The sequence below is a fragment of the Sorangium sp. So ce1335 genome (assembly GCF_051521615.1).
In the GTDB taxonomy this organism is placed as follows: Bacteria; Myxococcota_A; Polyangia; order Polyangiales; family Polyangiaceae; genus Sorangium.
Window position 1 is genome coordinate 9,462,957 of record NZ_CP150363.1, and the last position, 17,904, is coordinate 9,480,860.

Sequence of the window (17,904 nt, forward strand, 5' to 3'; positions counted from 1 at the left end):
CATGCGCATCGTCCTCTTCTGCCACTCCCTGCTGTCCGACTGGAACCACGGCAACGCGCACTTCCTCCGCGGCGTCGTCACCGAGCTCGCCGAGCGCGGGCACGAGGTCCGCGTCTTCGAGCCGAGGGACGCCTGGAGCCTCCAGAACCTCGTCGCCGATCACGGCGAGGCCCCGCTGCTCGAGGTGAGGCACGTCTATCCCCACGTCGCCCCGGTCCGCTACGACCTCGCCTCGCTCGACCTGGACGAGGCGCTCGAGGGCGCGTCGCTCGTCATCGTCCACGAGTGGAGCGACCCCGAGCTCGTCGCCCGCGTCGGCGCGCACAGGGCGGGCGCGTCGTACCGGCTGCTCTTCCACGACACGCACCACCGGTCGGTCACCGACCCCGGCGCCATGGCCCGCTACGACCTCACCCACTACGACGGCGTGCTCGCCTTCGGCCGGGTGATCCGCGACATCTACCTCGAGCGCCGCTGGGCCCGCCGCGCCTTCATCTGGCACGAGGCCGCGGACACCCGGGTGTTCCGGCCGCGCCGCGACGTCCAGCTCGAGCGCGACCTCGTGTGGGTCGGCAACTGGGGAGACGAGGAGCGCACGCGCGAGCTCGACGAGTTCCTCATCGGCCCGGCGCGCGACCTCTGCCTGTCCGCCCGCGTGCACGGGGTGCGCTACCCCGAGCACGCCCGCGCCGCGCTCGAGGCGGCCGGCATCGAGTACCGCGGCTGGCTCCCGAACCACCGCGCGCCCGACGCGTTCGCGCGGGCGCGGGTGACCGTCCACGTGCCGCGGAGGCCCTACGTCGAATCGCTCCCGGGCATCCCGACCATCCGGCCGTTCGAGGCCATGGCGTGCGCGATCCCGCTCGTCTGCTCGCCGTGGAGCGACGCGGAGGAGCTGTTCTCGCCCGGGCTCGACTACCTGGTCGCCCGGGACGGCGAGGAGATGAAGCGACACCTGCGGGCCCTCCTCGCCGAGCCCGCGATGGCCGCCGAGCTGGCGGAGCGGGGGCGCAAGACGGTCCTCGCGCGCCACACGTGCGCCCACCGCGTCAACGAGCTGCTCAGCATCTCGGCCGACCTCGGCATCGAGGTCGATCGCCCGGCGCCCGCCGCCACCACCCAGCGAGCCACCGCATGAACCGACGCCCTGCCTCGACCCGATCGCTCGACATCGCCTTTTTCGGATCGAGCCTCGTCTCCGCCTACTGGAACGGAGCCGCCACCTACTACCGCGGCATCATCCGCGCGCTCGCCGCGCGCGGCCACCGGGTCACGTTCTACGAGCCGGACGCGTACGACCGGCAGAAGCACCGCGACATCGACGACCCGCCGTGGGCCCGCGTCGTCGTCTACTCCGGCACCGACCCGGCGGAGCCCCGGCGGCTCGTCGCGCAGGCCCGGAGCGCGGACGTCGTCGTCAAGGCGAGCGGCGTCGGCGTCTTCGACGAGCTGCTCGAGGCCGAGGTCGCCGCGCTCGATCGGCCGGGGCTCACGACGATCTTCTGGGACGTCGACGCGCCGGCCACGCTCGAGCGCGTCCGGACGAGCCCGGCCGACCCGTTCCGCGCCCAGATCCCGCGCTACGGCTTCGTCTTCACCTACGGCGGCGGCGACCCGGTCGTGCGCGGCTACGAGGCGCTCGGCGCGCGGCGCTGCGTGCCGATCTACAACGCGCTCGACCCCGAGACGCACCTCGAGGTCGCGCCGGATGCGCGGTTCGACTGCGATTTCGCGCTGCTCGCGAACCGCCTGCCGGACCGGGAGAAGCGCGTCGAGGAGTTCTTCCTGCGGCCCGCGGCCGCGCTCCCCGAGCTCCGGTTCCTGCTCGGCGGCAACGGCTGGCAGGACAAGGCGATGCCGCCGAACGTCCGGTACGTCGGCCACGTCTACACCGCGGATCACAACGCCTTCAACGCGAGCGCGCGCGCCGTGCTGAACGTGGCGCGCGACAGCATGGCGTCGGTCGGCTTCTCGCCGGCGACCCGGGTCTTCGAGGCCGCGGGCGCCGCCGCGTGCCTGATCACCGACGCGTGGGAGGGGATCGAGCTCTTCCTGGAGCCCGAGCGCGAGGTGCTCGTCGCGAGGAATGGCGACGAGGTGGCCGAGATCCTCCGGGCGCTCACGCCCGAGCGGGCGCGCGCCATCGGCAAGGCGGCGAAGCAGCGCGTGCTCGCCGAGCACACCTACGCGGAGCGGGCGAAGCAGGTCGAAGCGCTGCTCGCCCGCCCCGCCGACGCAACCCTCACCGCGACCGCGCCGTGAAGACAAACACCTTCGTTTTCCTGGGCCTCTCGATCACCTCCTCGTGGGGCAACGGCCACGCGACGACGTACCGCGGGCTCTTGAAGCGGCTGGCCCAGCGCGGGCACCGCGTTCTGTTCCTCGAGCGCGATCTCTGGTTCTACGCGGAGAACCGCGATCTCCCGGACCCGCCCTATGGCCGGACCGAGCTCTACAAGAGCCTCGACGACCTCCGCGCGCGCTTCACCGACGCGGTGCGCGACGCGGACATGGTGGTCGTCGGGTCGTACGTGCCCGACGGGGTCGCTGTCGGCGCGTGGGTGACGAAGACGGCGCGCGGGAAGACGGCGTTTTACGACATCGACACGCCGGTGACGCTGAAGAAGCTCGAGCGCGGCGACACGGAGTACCTGTCGCCGGGGCTGATCCCGCGGTACGACCTCTACCTCTCGTTCACCGGCGGCCCGACGCTCGACCTGCTCGAGCGCCGCTACGGGGCCCGGCGGGCGCGCCCGCTCTACTGCGCTGTGGATCCGGACGAGTACTTCCCGGAGCGCGCCGCGGCGCGGTGGGATCTCGGCTACCTCGGCACGTACAGCGCCGATCGCCAGCCCACGCTGGACCGGCTCCTCGTCGAGCCGGCGCGCCGCTGGACGCAGGGCCGCTTCGCCGTCGCCGGGCCGCAGTACCCGGCGGACATCGCCTGGCCGGCCAACGTCGACCGGACGGATCACGTCCCGCCGGGCGAGCACCGCGGGTTCTACAACGCGCAGCGCTTCACGCTCAACGTCACGCGCCAGGACATGATCGAGGCCGGGTACTCGCCGAGCGTGCGCCTGTTCGAGGCGGCGGCGTGCGGCGTGCCGGTGATCAGCGACGAGTGGCCGGGGCTCGACGACTTCTTCGAGCCCGGCAAGGAGATCCTCGTCGCCCGCTCCTCGGACGAGGCGCTGCGCCTCTTGCGCGAGTTCCCGGAGCGGGAGCGGATCGCGATCGGGCAGCGGGCGCGCGAGCGCGTGCTCGCCCGGCACACCGCGGCGCACCGCGCGGAGGCGCTGGAGAGATATGCCCGGGAGCTGCTCGAAGAGCAGGAGCTCCCAGGGGACCGGGGGCAGTGACATCGACGTGTGGTGTCGGGCTTGGAACAGCGTGCTGCAAATGAAGGATGACGAAGCGGCCGTGACGAGGAGGGCGCCCATGGCGCTCGCCCCTCCGGGGGCTCTCGGCCGGTCGTCGACTCGTGGAGAGGAGGTCAGAGAGACATGAGCGCTCCGCTGCGCATCCTGGTGACCGGAGGCGCCGGCTTCGTCGGCTCCCACCTTTGTGATCGGCTGATCCGCGAGGGCCACGAGGTCGTCGCGCTCGACGATTTCTCGACCGGCTCCAAGGCCAACGTCGTCCACCTCCTCCACCACCGCCGCTTCCGGCTGCTGGAGCACGACGTCACCCAGCCGTACGACGTCAAGGTCGACCGCATCTACAACCTCGCCTCGCCCGCGAGCCCGCCCCATTACCAGCGCGATCCGGTCCGGACCACGATGGTCAACGTGGTGGGCGTGTACAACGCGCTGAAGCTCGCCGAGGGCTGCGGGGCGCGGGTGTTCCAGGCGTCGACGAGCGAGGTGTACGGCGATCCCGAGGTCCACCCGCAGCCGGAGAGCTACCGCGGCTCGGTGAACCCGATCGGGATCCGCTCGTGTTACGACGAGGGCAAGCGCTGCGCCGAGTCGCTTGTGATGGACTTCCACCGTCGGCGCGGCGTCGAGGTCCGGATGGCGCGGATCTTCAACACCTACGGTCCGCGGATGGCGCTCGACGACGGGCGCGTCGTGTCGAATTTCATCGTGCAGGCGCTGCGGGGCGAGGATCTGACGGTGTACGGGGCCGGCTCGCAGACGCGGAGCTTCTGTTACGTGGACGATCTCGTCGAGGGGATCGTCCGGCTGATGGAGCACCCCACCGAGACGGGCCCGGTGAACCTGGGCAACCCCGAGGAGTTCACGGTGCTGGAGCTCGCCGAGGAGGTGATCCGCCTGACCGGCAGCCGGAGCCGGATCGCGTTCCGCCCGCTGCCGCAGGACGATCCGCGGCAGCGGCAGCCGGTGATCGATCACGCGAAGCGGGCGCTCGGGTTCGAGCCGAAGGTGCCGCTCCGGGTGGGATTACGCCGGACGATCGAGGGATTCCGGAGCGTGCTCGGCCTCGGCCGTCACGCGCCTGCGCTCTCGGCGGAGAGCGACGCGCCGCTGCCGCAGGCCGCGAACGGTTGAGCAGACAATCAACGAGCAGCCTCGGAGCGGCTGAACGGAATCGATCGGAGGAGAGGGTCTGATGAAGCAGCCGCAGAAGGTGACGAAGCCGCAGGGGAAGCTCGCCGTGCTCCTCCCGGGGCTCGGGGCCGTGTCGACGACGACGATCGCTGGCGTGATGCTCGCGCGGCGCGGCGTGGCCCCGCCGGTGGGGGCGCTATCCCAGCTCGGGACGATCCGGCTGGGCAAGCGCACCGAGAACCGCTCGCCGCAGATCAAGGATTTCGTCCCGCTGGCGTCGCTCGATGATCTCGAGTTCGGCGGCTGGGACATCTTCCCGGACAACGCCCACGAGGCGGCGGTCGAGGCGAAGGTGCTCGAGGCCGCGCACCTCGACACGGTCCGCGAGGAGCTCTCCGGCGTCACGCCGATGAGGGCGGTGTTTTACCCGGACTACGTGCGCCGGCTCCACGGCCCGCACGTGAAGACGGGCCGCAGCAAGGCCGACATGGTCGAGCAGGTGCGGGACGACATCCGCGGCTTCGTGCGGTCGCGCGGGGCGGACCGGGCGGTGGCTGTGTGGTGCGGATCGACGGAGATCTTCATCGCGCCGTCGGAGGTGCACCAGTCGGTGGCCGCGTTCGAGGCGGGGCTCCTGTCGAACCACCCGGGGATCTCGAACTCTCAGATCTACGCCTGGGCGTGCATCAAGGAGGGGGTCCCGTTCGCGAACGGCGCGCCGAACCTGACCGTGGATTTCCCGGCGGCGTGGGAGCTCGCGCGGACCCACGGGGTGCCGATCGCGGGCAAGGATTTCAAGACCGGGCAGACGTTGATGAAGACGGTGATCGCGCCGGCGCTCAAGGCGCGGATGCTCGGGATCTCGGGGTGGTTCTCGACGAACATCCTCGGCAACCGCGACGGCGTGGTGCTCGACGATCCGGACTCGTTCAAGACGAAGGAGGCCTCGAAGCTGAGCGTGCTCGAGCAGATCCTGCAGCCGGGGCTCTACAAGGAGCTGTACTCGAAGCTCTACCACAAGGTCCGGATCGAGCATTACCCGCCGCGGGGTGACGCGAAGGAGGGGTGGGACAACATCGATCTGTTCGGGTGGCTCGGCTATCCGATGCAGATGAAGGTGAACTTCCTCTGCCGGGACTCGATCCTCGCCGCGCCGATCGTGCTCGATCTGGCGCTGTTCCTCGACCTGGCGGCGCGCGCGGGGTTCAGCGGGACGCAGGAGTGGCTGAGCTTCTACTTCAAGAGCCCGATGACGGCGCCGGAGCTCTACCCGGAGCACGATCTGTTCATCCAGTCGATGAAGTTGAAGAACACGTTGCGCTGGATGATGGGGGAAGAGCTCATCACGCACCTCGGGAACGAGTACTACGATTGAGGAGCGCATCACGTCTGACCACGCACGGCCAGACGTCTGACCACGCACGGCCAGACGTCTGACCACGCACGGCCAGACGTCTGACCACGCACGGCCAGACGTCTGACCACGCACGGCCAGACGTCTGACCACGCACGGCCAGCAGCCCGTCCACCTCCGGCGCACTGGTCGCAGCGCGCGATCGCGCTGCGCGAGCGCGTCGTCACCGCGAGCGCCAGGCCGGAGTGGGCTGAGAACGCGGAGGAGCCGGGACGGACGCGCCGATCCGCAAGCACTTCGGTGCGCGCTACGCAGAAGGCGCCGTGTCACCTCCTCGTCAGCCGCATGTAGCTCTTTATCGGCTCTCCCTCGTTCTCCTCCGTCCACGTCTCCGTCTCCTCCGTCAACTCCTCCGTACCCAGCGTGAACGAGGACCCGTCCACGCAGAATGGCCTGTCTTCGACCCCCCACTCCTCGCCGTCCTGGTAGGTCTCCAAGGTCGTGCCCACGACCTGCCAGACGCCCGTCTCGGTGATGGGGTCCTCGCGCAAGAACAGCTCGCACACGCAGTCCTCGCCTGTCATCGCGCAGCTCCCCGACTGGAAAGGCGATTCGTCCGCGAGCGGGAGGTCTTGCATGTCCTCGTCGAACTCGGCGCATGTCTTCTGGACGCCGTCGTCGACGAGGCACGACATCCGGCGCGCGATCCTCACCGGCCCCCTCGGCGTGTAGGTGATGACATAGGTAAAGTCGGCGTTGAACTCGGCGTGCCCGATGTACTCGACGTCGGCGAACGAGAGCACACCATCGCAGCTCGAGCTGTTCCCGGAGAACGCAGGTTCATCGGTGCAGCGCCCCTCGATGGTCCACGATCCGGTCGGATCACCGCCACACGCCGGGACCTCTCCGCACGCAGCGGCTCCGGGGTCGCCAGGGGGGCCGGCCTCCACGCACGCGAGGAGCGTCAGCAGGGGTACCAGGAGCATGATCGGGTGCTTCCAAGAGATCGGTTTCATGAGCTCTCCTTCGTCGTTATCAAGAGAGAGGACGCTCGCAGCGCCAGGCGGCGAACTCACCGCCGTGCGTTGCTCGAGCTTTCGAGCAACCGGGTGATCGCCTGGCAATTCCAGGGAGAACCGCAGATCCAGCGAGGAGCGCCGTTGCTGCAGCAACACGTAGTCGTCAAGCGAGCGTCTCTCGCTGTTCCTGCTCAGTGCAAGACATGGGCCAGTTGAGCCTCGTCCTGCTGCTGGCCGTCGTCGTTCATCGTGAGCCGCCAGAAGGCGCAGGACGTGGCCGCTCCACGGCCGCGACTCACACCAGGCCCTCCGCGCAGCGCGCCTCGGCGCGGCTGTCGCATCGCCTACGGCGCGCGCTCCCGACGTGAATCTTTCACCACACAGCGGCAGGGAGGTTGTTGCGATCGGACAACACCACGGCCGTCCGGCGACCGATTTCAGCACCTTTTCGGCGAGCGCCGCGCCGCCTTACCCGACGATCTGCCAGGTCTCAAGGGAGGCATCCGTGCTGTCGCCGACGTTGCGGCAACCACGGTGATGGGCACGGCGGCAGACGCGGCGCACCTCGCCGCCGGCCGTGGGCGCGCGCGTCGGGTCACGTGCGCATCACTCCGGTGCTCGTCGAGGCCAGGGCGGGCGCGGCGGCCAGGGCGGCAACGCCAGGGAGAAGACGATGCTTCGGGTCCCGCTGTATCCTTATGGCTTGCCGAGCGCGGTGTCGGCCGCCTCGCGCGCACGGGCGTCGCCCTGGCCGGTCGAGGCCATCTGAGCGATCATGCCCTCGTGGAAGCCCTGCTCCTCTCCGCGTTGGGTGTCGCGCTGACGTTCGGCCTCGGCGGGGCCGGGCTTCGATGGGCGCTGCGGCGCGCCGAGCGACAGCGCCTGCGCCGGGCGTGCGTCGAATCGATCGCGCAGCTGCGGCCAGCCCGCTTTACCGCCGCGCGGGGCCGAGCGGTGCCCGTCGGCGAGCCGCTCGTCTCACCCTTCAGCGGGCGCCCGTGCGTCGCCTTCCGGGTCGTGCGCTGGCGGCAGGAGCGCAAGGGCGGCTTCGGCCGCAACAACCTGGGCTTCGTTTGGGTGGTCGACGACGACGCCGAGTGGGCCCCCGACTTCGCCCTCGACGACGGCACGGGCCAGGCGCTCGTCCGCCCGAGCGGCCACGTGCGCTTCGACCTCGCGGACGCCGAACCGCCCCCGGACGCCGCCGACCACGTCGACGCCTTTCGCGAGCGCTACGGCCACGAGCGCGCGTCGTTCTTCGCCGGCTTTCACGGCACGGTTCGCTATCGGGAGACGGTCATCGAGGTGGGGCAGCCCGTGCTCGTCGCGGGCACCGCCGCCGTCGCGAGCCGGCTCGACGCGAACGACGAGCGGGACGGCCACCGCGCGTCGCCGCGGCCGATCGAGCTTCGGCCCGACGACGACCCGCTCTACCTCGGCGACGGCCGACGATCGAGCGCGTGATCCCCGACCGCAGTGGACGACCGCGCGCAGGCGAGCGCCCGCGTCGCGCGCGCAGGTCGACTCCACCTCAGGAACGGCGGTCACGCGGCTTGCCCCAGCGGTGCGCGCAATAACCGACGAGCCCGACCGTGATCCCGGCGCCCACCAGGCAGAACTTGGCCAGCGCGCACCAGCGCGCGAGCGGAGGCCAGAGCGCTTCGTCGCAGCCGCGCAGGATGCCGAACAAGGCGGCGTTCTCCGTCGCATCCAGCAGGCCGGCCAGCCACTGCCCCCAGCCGAGCGCCGCGCCCAGGGCCGCACCGGGCAGGCCGCGCTTCCTCAGCGCGTCTGCTGCCATCACACAGGCCAGCGCGAGGCCGCTGGCGTAGACCGCCAGGAAGAGGTAGTCGATTCCCAGGCTGAAGGCAGCATTGAGGCGCGCGGCATCATCCCAGGACTCGACGATGCGGCGTGCACGCGCCGTGGTCCCCGCCAGCTCGAACGAGACGATCCCCCACGGAGCCGCCTCCGTCCGCAAGCGCTCGTCCGCGACGGCGATCGCCGCGCCGCTCGGGACGGCGAGGCCCAGCAGCGACCATAGCAGCGGAGCACGTCGCCCTTCCGGAATGAGCTCGAACGGGTGTCGCATCGCCGAAGCCTCCTCCAGAGAGCTAGCAGGACGAGGCTCCAGGAGCGAACACGGGTGGATCGCCGCGTGGTGAGCCGCTCAGCGGTTCAGGTCGCCGTGGAAGGCGAAGCCCGTGCCCAGCGGGACCATGATGCGCTCGATGATCGCCAGGTTGACGCGCGCGCGCAGCGCGCCGTTGTCGAGGCCCCGCCCCGTGCAGCCGGAGAACGCGACATGGATCGCGCCTCGGCCGGCGGCGTCCTCTGCGAGCAACACCACGTCTGCCGGGGGCGGCGCTGGCGGGAGCGCGCACTCCTTCGGATCGGCGTCGGGGTTCGGGCCGGGAGCCGCCGAGTTCAAGGCGGCGGCCAGCGCGGCGGCCTCTCGCCCGGACAGGCGCGCGGAGGTCAGCAGCGTGTCGGCGCTTGCGCCGTAATAGCAGATGGAGATCGAGCTCGGGTTGCCCGGCGCCATGGCCGACTGCGCGGTCGGGTGCGCCGCCGCTGGGCGCTTCTCCGGGGGGCGCGTGGCGGGACACCCGTTGTGGTCGACGCTGACCAGCCGCGCGCTGTCGAGGATCCGGCGTGCGACCTCGGGGTCATGGGTCCGGACCGACACCATGAGCCGGCGCGACGGGATCCTGAGCCAGCCGTGATGGCGGCCGTCGGCCCCCCGCCCCTCGGTGCGCTCGGCGCTCACGCCGCCGAGCGACACGTCGCGACGCGTGAACTCCGGTCCCTTGCCGACGTCCTCCGGCGCATCGCGGCCGATGATCGCGACCTGCTTCGTCGGCGGCTCCGGCGTCAGGCATTGTCGCTGCGGCCCTTGCGCCCGGACGACGGTTGGCCTGGCGCTCATGTTGCAGCCGTGGTCGTTGACGGCCCAATCGTCAGGGACTTCGATCTCCACGCCGAGGGAGCTCTCTGTCCGCCACTCCGCCGCGGCAGCCGGCCGCGGCGTCGCGTCCGGCGCGGCGCTGGCGTCCGGCGCGGCGCTGGCGCCCGGCGCGGCGCTGGCGCCCGGCGCGGCGCTGGCGTCCGGCGCGGCGCTGGCGTCCCCCCTGGTCCCGGCAGCGGCGACGCCTGAGCTGTCCGGCGCGGCGCGCGCGCAGGCGGCCGCCCCCACCCCGAGCGGACCGGCCGCGAGCGCCCACGCCAGCGCGCCTGAAGCCAGGCGCCAGCGCCGTGCCGGACGCCGTGGGTCCTGCCGCCGTCGCGCGTCGAGGTCGCCCCCGCCGGCGCCAGGCCACCCGGCCGCTCCCGTCTCGCTGTCTCGATCCGCCTTCGCCATCGCTGTCTCTCACCGTTCACGCGGCGGAGCGAAACCGCCGCGGCCCTTACGGACGCACGAGTCGATGGAACGGTCTACAGGGAAGCATCGCCCGTGTCCGCGGTGGGGGCATCGGGGCGCGCCCGCGGTGCGAATGTGCGCGACCGGCGATCGGCGCGGCCGTCGTGGTAACGTCGCTGCCAGCGAAATGAGCGCCGGACGAACAGAGGCTCTCCCCGAGCGGCGGCGCGACGGCGTCTGGCCGCGCGTCTATCGGCCGAGCCGCGGGCAACGGCTCCTCAACCAGGTGACCGGGGCGGTGCTCGTCGCGATGGGGCTCGGGCTCGTCGGCGTGGCGCTGTTCTGGAGACCGGAGCGGGCGGCCCCTGTCCTGAGCGTCACCCTCGCGCTCGTGGGTCTCGGCTTCGCGCTCGGCGGCGCTTATTGCATCGCCTGGATCCGGGGCAAGCGCGTCGTCCTGTTCGAGGACGCGATAGAGCTCGTCGACGTGGGGTATGGCCGCCGCCGGCTGCGCCGGGACGAGATCCTGGGGCTCCGGATCATCCCCAGGCAAGGAGTCGAGCTGTTCGTCTTCGAGCTCCGTGAGCCCGGGCGGAAGCCGGTGAAGACCGATCTCCGCTGCGAGCGCGACGCTGTCCTCGACGACTGGCTCGCGGCCATCCCCAACCTCGACGAGCTCGACCGGGAGCGCGCCGAGGCCGAGCTGCTCCGGCGGCCGGAGCTCGGGCAGACCGAGGAGGAGCGCCGCCGGGCGCTCGCGAGGGCGCGCCGGGTCGCGCGCGCCGCCACCGTCGTCACCGCGGGGGCCTTGTTCTGGGCCTGGCTCTACCCCCGGCCCTACGAGGCCGCGATCGTGACGCTCGCCGCGATTCCGCCCGCCATGGTGGCGCTGCTGCTCGCGGGGCGCGGGCTGTACGCGATCTCGGACGATCGGAACGAGATCCGGCCCTCGCTCCTGGTGCCGCTGTTCGGTCCCGGGATGATCCTTGCGGTCCGCGCGTACTTGGATCTCGACGTGATCGACTGGGAGCCGCCGCTCGTCTGGACCGCGCTCATCGCCCTCGCCCTCGCGGTGCTCGTCATGATCGGAGAGCCGGCGCTGCGCCGGCGCTGGTATGCCCCGCTCGGCGTCCTGCTGTTCCTCGCCGCGCACCCCTGGGGTGCGCTCCAGATGGCCAACGCGCTGCTCGACCGCAGCGAGCCCGAGGTGTTTCGGGTCGCGGTGCTCGACAAGCGCCTCAGCTCGGGCAAGGGCCCGAGATACAATCTACGGCTCGCGCCCTGGGGACCGGAGCAAGGCGGTGAGGTCACCGTCGACGGCGCTCTGTACGAAGCGGCGGAGGTGGGCGGCGCGGTCTGCGTCGCGCACCGGTCTGGGGCGCTCGGCGTGCGCTGGTTCAGCGTCGGGCGCTGCGATGAATCAGGCGAGGACTGAGCGTTTCGAGCGCAGGGCGACAGGCCGGTGCAGCGCGGAGGCCGCGCTATCGCTGGGCGGCGCAGCACGGCCAGACGTCTGACCACGCACGGCCAGACGTCTGACCACGCACGGCCAGACGTCTGACCACGCACGGCCAGACAGCTCAGCGGGTGAAGCGGCGAATGGCGTGCCGGATCTGCTCGGCGTTCATCGGCTCCGTGGAGAGCGCGCTGTGCAGCACGAGGCCCTCGATCAGCGCGTCGAGCTCCCGCGCTGACACCGGGTCGAAGTGGAGCTCCAGCGCCCGCCGGCTCCGCAGCATCCACGCCTGCGTGACGGCCCGCAGCGCGGGCCTCCGGGCGGCGGCGACGTAGAGCTCGACGCTGAGCACGAGGTCGCGCGACGAGCCGAGCAGGTCCGAGGTGAGGTGCTCGACGAGACAGTCGACAGCGGCCTCGCGATCGCACGCGGCGCGCATCCGCTCCTCGAAGCGGGCGGCCACGGTCTCCGCATGCCTCGTGAACGCCGCGGCGAGGAGCTCGTCGATGGAGGCGAAGTGGTAGGTTGTCGAGCCGAGCGGCACGTCGGCCGCCCGCGCGATGGAGCGGTGCGAGGCGCCGGCCACCCCCAGCTCGGCGATCACCTCCAGCGCCGTCTCGACGAGCCGGTCCCTGCGCCCCGGGTCGTGACGGCGAGCCCGCCGCGCCGGCGCGGCGGCCTTCGCCCTCCTGGCGCTCATCGCGTCTCCGTCACCCTCGCGCGTTCCCCGGCGCCCGCGCGGCCCCGGCGTCGCCGATCGTCCGGATCACGCGGGCCGGGTTGCCCACGGCGACCACGTTGGCCGGCAGATCGCGCGTGACCACCGAGCCGGCCCCCACGACGGTGTTGTCCCCGATCGTCACGCCCGGCAGCACGATGGCGCCGCCGCCGAGCCACACGTTGTTGCCGATCTTGATGGGCTTCGCGGCCTCCCACTTCTGCCGCCGGGGCTCGGGCTCCACCGGGTGGGTCGGCGTGAGGAGCTGCACGTTCGGCCCGATCTGCACGTCGTCGCCGAGGGTGATCGGCGCGACGTCGAGCGCGACAAGCCCGAAGTTCGCGAAGCAGCGCGCCCCGATGGTGATCTGCGAGCCGTAATCCACGTAGAACGGCGGGCGGATCTCCGTCCCCTCGCCGATCGATCCGAGCAGCTGCTCCAGCAGGCGACGGCGCAGCGGTCGCTGCCGTACCGAGGTCGCGTTGTAGGCCGCCATCAGGTCGAGCGCAGCGGCGCTCCGCTCGGCGATCTCCGGGTCGTCCGCGATGTACGGGTCGCCGGCGAGCATCCGCTCGCGCATGGACCGGGGGTCGTCGGGGTTCATCATATGGACGAGTGTACACACGATAGGAACGGGTGTCCACATCGCCGCCCGACGAAGCTGCGCCGGCTCGACGAGGGCCGCGCCCCGGGACAGCGAGGCCCCCCCGCGCCCCCCGGCCCTCCCGCTCACCCCTCGCGCAGGACCCGGCGGTACGTCTCGACGTACGCCGCCGCCGTCCGCGCCGCCGAGAACCGCTCCTCGGCCGCGCGCCGGCACGCCGCCGGATCGAGCTCGCCCACCCGCGCGATCGCCTCGGCCATCTCCGCCGCGCCGTCCACGAGGAACCCCGTCCGGCCGTGCTCCACGATCTCCGGCAGCGCGCCGGCGCCGCGCAGCGCGATCACCGGCGTGCCCGAGGCCAGCGCCTCCATCGCGACCAGCGAGCTCGTCTCCTGGACAAGGCTCGGCACCAGCAGGCACCGGGCCGCCGCGAGCAGGCGGCGCTTCCGGACGAGGCCGATCGGGCCGATGAAGCGCCGCACCGGCCCGGCCCCGCCCAGCATCGGCAAGAGCACCTCCCGCAGGTACCGCGTGTGCTCCTCGTAGCCGAACGCCTGCCCGGCGATGAGCAGCGGTGTCCCGGCGCGGACCGACGCCTCCACGGCCACGTGATACCCCTTCTCCGGGCAGATGCGGCCCAGCGCGAGCGCGAAGCCGCGCTTGTGCCGCCGCGGCCGGTAATGCTCGAGCCGCACGCCGTTCGGGACCTCGGGCAACAGCCGCGCCCCCGGCGGACAGGCGCGCCGCTGCGTCGCGGAGACGCAATGAAGGAACGTCCTCGAGCGCTCGAGCCGGAAGACCGAGGGCGAATAGAAGCTCGGCGGCAGGTGCAACGTGGCGAGCACCGGCACGCCGGGCTCGGGCAGATAACGATCGAAATCGACCCCGTGCAGGTGGACGAGATCGATCGGATACCGATCCTGCGCCCGCGCGATGGCGCTCCGGTGATGGCGCCACGCCTGCTCCCTGGCCGCCCCGTCGAGGACCGCGCCAGGCGGCGGCGCGGGCGTCGGGACCAGCGTCCCCGCGCACGTGGAGCCCTCCGGCGCGACGACGATCGACCGGTGCCCGGCGCGCGAGAGCGCCTCGTCGAGCATCGAGAGCACCTGCTCGGCGCCGCCGACGGCATCCGGCCCCACGGGCGCGAGCGGATAACCGACGTGCAGGACCGTCAGAGACATCGCTCTCGCCCGAGGCCGAGCAGCGTGAGCGTCTCGACGGCGAGCTTCCGCCAGCGCGCGCCGTCGACCGGAAAGCCGAGGCGCTCGTAATGGAGCGTCCCCTCGTGCGGCGGGCGCCGGAAATCGTACGCGGGCGCAGGCCGGAACCGCTCGACCTCCGCGCCGAACGGGGCGAGCGTCTCCTTCTGGCTGGCGAAGCAGTCCAGCATGGCGCGCTTCTGCGCGGACTCCTCGTCCGAGAGCCGGAGGGCGATCTCGGGGACATTGGGATACGGGAGGAACTCGCCGGTGACGAGGTGACCGCGCGCCGCGTTGTACGAGGCCGCCTCGAAGATCAGCGGCGCCTTGACGCCGTTCGCGTGGGCGAGCACCGCGGCCGAGTGCACGGCGAGCGCCGCCGCGTCGTGATCGGGGTGACCACCCTCGTACGGGTGGGTGATCACCACCTCGGGCCGCGTCCGGGCAAACAGCTCGACGAGCTTGCGCGCGAGGCTCGGGGCCTCCTCGATGGCCTCCTGGTCGACCGCGCCGAGGCACCTCAGCCTCGACGCGGGAACGTGGGCCACGGCGAGCGCGCGGGTCACCTCGACGCGCCGGATCTCCGTGTAGCGCTCGCGCCCGAGGTCCGCGAGCTCCGCCGGCATGAAGCGGCTGTCGCGGGGCGCGCCGTCGGTCACGTGGATCACCTCGATCGGATCGAGCCGGCCGATCCGCGCGCCGAGCCCGATGGTCTCGTCGTCCGGATGCGCAAGGACGACGAGGCAGCGCGGCGCCCGGCCCGACGAGAGCCACGTGAACGGCGGCCACGCGAGCTCCGTGGTGTCGCGGCCCTGGCGACGCAGCAACGCGAGGTTCACGGCGATGCCCCTGCGGCTGCCGCCGGCGCGCCGTGCGCCTCGAGTCGCCGATCCGGCGCCGCCGCGGTGCCGCGGTGTTCCTCGGCCCTCTCTCGCTTCAAGGTGCTCGCGACGTGGGACATGGGCCACCTCAGGTGCGCAACGTCAGGTGATCCGGGAGCAACGCTCGACGATCTCCACCCTACCAAAGCGCGCCGCAGCGCGCCAGACGCGCGCAGGAAGCGCGGACAGACGACCTGGACGGGTCCGGACGTCGCCTCGAGGACCGCCCGCAGGCCACGGCGACGCGCGCCGAGGAGCCGGCCGCGCGCGCTTCGCGCACCCCGGGACGACAGGCCATTGTGTGTCTTGAATCGCGAGGATCGCCCGGTTCGACAGCAAAGCTGCCGTTTATCCCACGTACCGCCGCGTCATCCGGGCGCAGAACTCCGCGAACTCCTCGATGCGCTGCGGGGGGCTCGTGTGGTGCGGCCGGACGCCGGCGTGCTCCGGCGTGAAACAGTAGGTGAGCGTCACGTCGAACGGCTCGATCGCCTTCATCTGCCGGTCGAACCAGGCCTCCGCGCCGGGGCGGAAGCTGTCGGCCCAGCTCAGGCCGGTGCGGAGGTGGCGCACCCCGAGCTTCTTCAGCCACTCCACCGCGTCGTCGAGCCGGTGATCCTCGAAATGGAACCACTGGCACAGGCCGAAATCGGGCGTGTACTCGGGGAAGAGCCGCAGCGCGCGCTTCGGCGTCCCGTCCTCGCGGAGGAGCCCCATGTAGAAATGCCGGTAGTACGACGACCCCTCGGCCTCCCGATGACGCGTCGTCGCCGGCCACGCGCGCGGCAGATCGTAGAGGCTGTACCAGTGGACCCGGTCGACCTTGCCCCGCAAGAGCTCGGCGCTCCGCTTGAGGCCGAACTCCTGCACCTCCTCGGCGCCGAACGTGGAGACGCCAATCTCCGTGATCCAGAGCGGCCTGTCCGTCACCGCGCGGATCTCCTCGAGCTTGCTCGGCCACTCGTGGATCTGCCAGTGGTTCCAGTCGAGGGGGAAGCCGTGCACCGCGACGACGTCGACGTGATCGAGCACGCCCTGGCGGCCCATGTTCGCGATGAACGCAGGATCGATCGGCGAGATGCCGCCAAGCACCCGCGGCAGCCCCGGGCGCTCGGCCCGGATGGCGTCCGCGGCGAGCTTCACCATCGACCCATACGTCGTCCACTCGGGATCGATCTCGAAATCCCAGTGCGACTTGTTGTTGGGCTCGTTCCAGAGCATCACGGCTTCGATCATCCCTGCTCTCCCTTCGTCGTGGCGCCCCGGCTGGCCGGAACCACGGCGCCGGGCGCGCCGTCCGCCCTCTCGCGGCGCCGGCAGATGTAGACCTCGGGCTCGGGGTGGTTCACGATCTCGAACCCCGCGCTCCGCAGCATCGCCTCCGCGCAGGCCCGGTTGGGCACCCACCAGTTCGTCGGGTCGTGCGAGTAGCTGTGCTCCACGAAGTGCATCCGGGGATAGCCCGCCTCGTCGAAGATCCGCTTCTCGGAGAACGGATAGTCCTGCTCCAGCGGCGTCACCTCGGCGCTCCCGCGCTGCATGCTCTGGAACACGAGCGTGTGCCCCACGACGTGCTCGTGCAGCAGATCGAGCGCGAGGAGCGGATGGCGCAGGTGGTACAGGACGCCCATGAAGAGCACGATGTCGAACCGCTCTCCCAGGCTGCCCACGTCGTACACGGAGAGGTTCCGGAACTCGATGTCCGCCCCGGAGACCTCCGCCGCGAAGCGGGCCTGCGCCAGGTAGTCGTCATCGCTGTCGATCCCGAGCACGCGCGCCGCGCCCCGGCGCTTCATCTCGAGCGAGTAGAAGCCCGCGTTGCACCCGATGTCGAGCACCGTCTTGCCCGTGAGATCGGCCGGGATGGCGTGGGCGAAGCTCTTCCACTTGAACGCGGGGTAATCGCCGAGGAAATGGTCCGGCGCCGTCTTCACGCCGCCGAGATCGATGTTGTGGAACCACCGCCCGAGCCCGCGCACGCGCTCCTGGATCTGCTCGCGGGTCAACTTCGCCGTGCCATCAACGCTCCGCACGCTCCGCTCCATCGCTCCTCCTTCACGCTTCACACGACAGCGCCGCTGAGGAGCTGCATGGCCTCTCGGTAGCCGTGCAGCGTCCCCACGTCGACATACGCCTCGCCGGCCCGCACCGCCCGCGCGCTGCCGCCGCGCGCGAGGTACTCGTTCACGAGCGTCCCGATGTACGGCTCCTGCTGCCCGCGCTCGCACCAGAGGTCGTGGAGCTCCCGCATCACCGCCCCCGTCAGCTTGAAGGCGCCCCAGACCCACTGCGACCGCGCGTCCCGCTGCTTGACCTGGATCTCGAGCACCTTGCCCCGCTCGTCGGTCACGACGGCGTCGAAGAACTCGGGGTGCTCCACGGGAAAGAGCAGGAACGAGAGGCCCCCGCCGTCGAGCGCGCGCAGCCCGTGCTCCGGGAACCAGACGGTGTCCGGGAGCCCGACGAGGACCTCCTCCTCCGGCTGGATCCAGGGCAATGACCGGAAGATGGCGTCGCACAGCCCGGCGGCGACCGGCTGCACGACATAGCAGATGTGCGCCGGCCCGACGTTCGCGCCGTAGTACTCGACGATATCCGACTTGCCGGGCGAGATCACCATGCAGATCTTGTCCGCGCCGGCGAGGATCATCCTGTCGATGAGGTACTCGCTGACAGCGCGCGGCCGCTCCACGTCGCCGTCCTTGCGCGTGCCCACCGGGAGCAGCTCCTTCGAGAACGCGAGCGGCTGGATCCTGCTCCCCAGGCCCGCCGCCGGAATCACTCCCCACATCGTCCTCTCC

At 71.5% G+C, this 17,904-nt stretch carries 17 protein-coding genes; 7 read left to right on the forward strand and 10 right to left on the reverse strand.

The window, feature by feature from the left end; genetic code table 11:
• Position 1 precedes the first annotated feature (1 nt).
• The 5 genes from WMF24_RS35170 (at position 2) to WMF24_RS35190 (ending at position 5,886) form a co-directional block, all read left to right on the forward strand.
• Positions 2-1,138, forward strand: coding sequence for a CgeB family protein (locus WMF24_RS35170; protein WP_437731819.1), 1,137 nt, complete (start codon positions 2-4; stop codon positions 1,136-1,138).
• The gene (locus WMF24_RS35175; protein ID WP_437731820.1) at positions 1,135-2,262 is read left to right on the forward strand and encodes a CgeB family protein; all 1,128 of its coding nucleotides are present in this window, start codon (positions 1,135-1,137) and stop codon (positions 2,260-2,262) included. Before WMF24_RS35170 ends, WMF24_RS35175 begins: the two co-directional genes overlap by 4 nt.
• Positions 2,259-3,359 (forward strand): CgeB family protein, encoded by a 1,101-nt coding sequence (locus tag WMF24_RS35180; protein WP_437731821.1) that lies wholly within the window; start codon positions 2,259-2,261, stop codon positions 3,357-3,359. Before WMF24_RS35175 ends, WMF24_RS35180 begins: the two co-directional genes overlap by 4 nt.
• A 144-nt stretch (positions 3,360-3,503) precedes the next feature.
• Complete coding sequence (locus WMF24_RS35185) at positions 3,504-4,511, forward strand: UDP-glucuronic acid decarboxylase family protein (RefSeq protein ID WP_437731822.1); 1,008 nt, start codon at positions 3,504-3,506, stop codon at positions 4,509-4,511.
• A gap of 61 nt (positions 4,512-4,572) precedes the next feature.
• Positions 4,573-5,886 (forward strand): inositol-3-phosphate synthase, encoded by a 1,314-nt coding sequence (locus tag WMF24_RS35190; protein ID WP_437731823.1) that lies wholly within the window; start codon positions 4,573-4,575, stop codon positions 5,884-5,886.
• 305 nt (positions 5,887-6,191) lie between these two features.
• Here the strand turns inward: WMF24_RS35190 and WMF24_RS35195 are convergent, their stop codons facing one another.
• Positions 6,192-6,881 carry a hypothetical protein gene (locus WMF24_RS35195; RefSeq protein WP_437731824.1) on the reverse strand — a complete coding sequence of 230 codons (690 nt, stop codon included), beginning with the start codon at positions 6,879-6,881 and terminating at the stop codon, positions 6,192-6,194.
• Positions 6,882-7,667: 786 nt separating this feature from the next.
• On the opposite strand from WMF24_RS35195, the gene WMF24_RS35200 reads away from it, so the two are divergent.
• Positions 7,668-8,348, forward strand: coding sequence for a hypothetical protein (locus WMF24_RS35200; protein ID WP_437731825.1), 681 nt, complete (start codon positions 7,668-7,670; stop codon positions 8,346-8,348).
• A 67-nt stretch (positions 8,349-8,415) separates the two neighbouring features.
• On the opposite strand, the gene WMF24_RS35205 is transcribed toward WMF24_RS35200, so the two are convergent.
• Positions 8,416-8,976 (reverse strand): hypothetical protein, encoded by a 561-nt coding sequence (locus tag WMF24_RS35205; protein WP_437731826.1) that lies wholly within the window; start codon positions 8,974-8,976, stop codon positions 8,416-8,418.
• A 78-nt stretch (positions 8,977-9,054) separates the two neighbouring features.
• Positions 9,055-10,245 carry a hypothetical protein gene (locus tag WMF24_RS35210; protein ID WP_437731827.1) on the reverse strand — a complete coding sequence of 397 codons (1,191 nt, stop codon included), beginning with the start codon at positions 10,243-10,245 and terminating at the stop codon, positions 9,055-9,057.
• A 187-nt stretch (positions 10,246-10,432) separates the two neighbouring features.
• Here WMF24_RS35210 and WMF24_RS35215 point away from each other — a divergent pair, with 187 nt between their 5' ends.
• The gene (locus tag WMF24_RS35215) at positions 10,433-11,680 is read left to right on the forward strand and encodes a hypothetical protein (protein WP_437731828.1); all 1,248 of its coding nucleotides are present in this window, start codon (positions 10,433-10,435) and stop codon (positions 11,678-11,680) included.
• A 145-nt stretch (positions 11,681-11,825) separates the two neighbouring features.
• On the opposite strand, the gene WMF24_RS35220 is transcribed toward WMF24_RS35215, so the two are convergent.
• The 7 genes from WMF24_RS35220 to WMF24_RS35250 form a co-directional block, all read right to left on the reverse strand.
• Positions 11,826-12,401: a TetR/AcrR family transcriptional regulator gene (locus tag WMF24_RS35220; protein ID WP_437731829.1), complete on the reverse strand. Its 576-nt coding sequence runs from the start codon at positions 12,399-12,401 to the stop codon at positions 11,826-11,828.
• A 10-nt stretch (positions 12,402-12,411) separates the two neighbouring features.
• Positions 12,412-13,026 carry a sugar O-acetyltransferase gene (locus WMF24_RS35225; RefSeq protein ID WP_437731830.1) on the reverse strand — a complete coding sequence of 205 codons (615 nt, stop codon included), beginning with the start codon at positions 13,024-13,026 and terminating at the stop codon, positions 12,412-12,414.
• Positions 13,027-13,148: 122 nt separating this feature from the next.
• Entirely contained in the window at positions 13,149-14,204 is a 1,056-nt protein-coding gene (locus tag WMF24_RS35230) for a glycosyltransferase family 4 protein (RefSeq protein WP_437731831.1), read from the reverse strand.
• Complete coding sequence (locus WMF24_RS35235) at positions 14,195-15,061, reverse strand: PIG-L deacetylase family protein (protein ID WP_437731832.1); 867 nt, start codon at positions 15,059-15,061, stop codon at positions 14,195-14,197. The genes WMF24_RS35230 and WMF24_RS35235 overlap by 10 nt, the downstream gene beginning before the upstream one ends.
• 390 nt (positions 15,062-15,451) lie before the next feature.
• The gene (locus WMF24_RS35240) at positions 15,452-16,339 is read right to left on the reverse strand and encodes a glycosyl hydrolase (RefSeq protein WP_437731833.1); all 888 of its coding nucleotides are present in this window, start codon (positions 16,337-16,339) and stop codon (positions 15,452-15,454) included.
• A complete protein-coding gene (locus WMF24_RS35245) occupies positions 16,336-17,148 on the reverse strand; it encodes a TIGR04290 family methyltransferase (RefSeq protein ID WP_437731834.1) in 813 nt (270 codons plus the stop codon). Before WMF24_RS35245 ends, WMF24_RS35240 begins: the two co-directional genes overlap by 4 nt.
• A 17-nt stretch (positions 17,149-17,165) precedes the next feature.
• Positions 17,166-17,894: a sugar phosphate nucleotidyltransferase gene (locus tag WMF24_RS35250; protein WP_437731835.1), complete on the reverse strand. Its 729-nt coding sequence runs from the start codon at positions 17,892-17,894 to the stop codon at positions 17,166-17,168.
• Positions 17,895-17,904 lie beyond the last annotated feature (10 nt).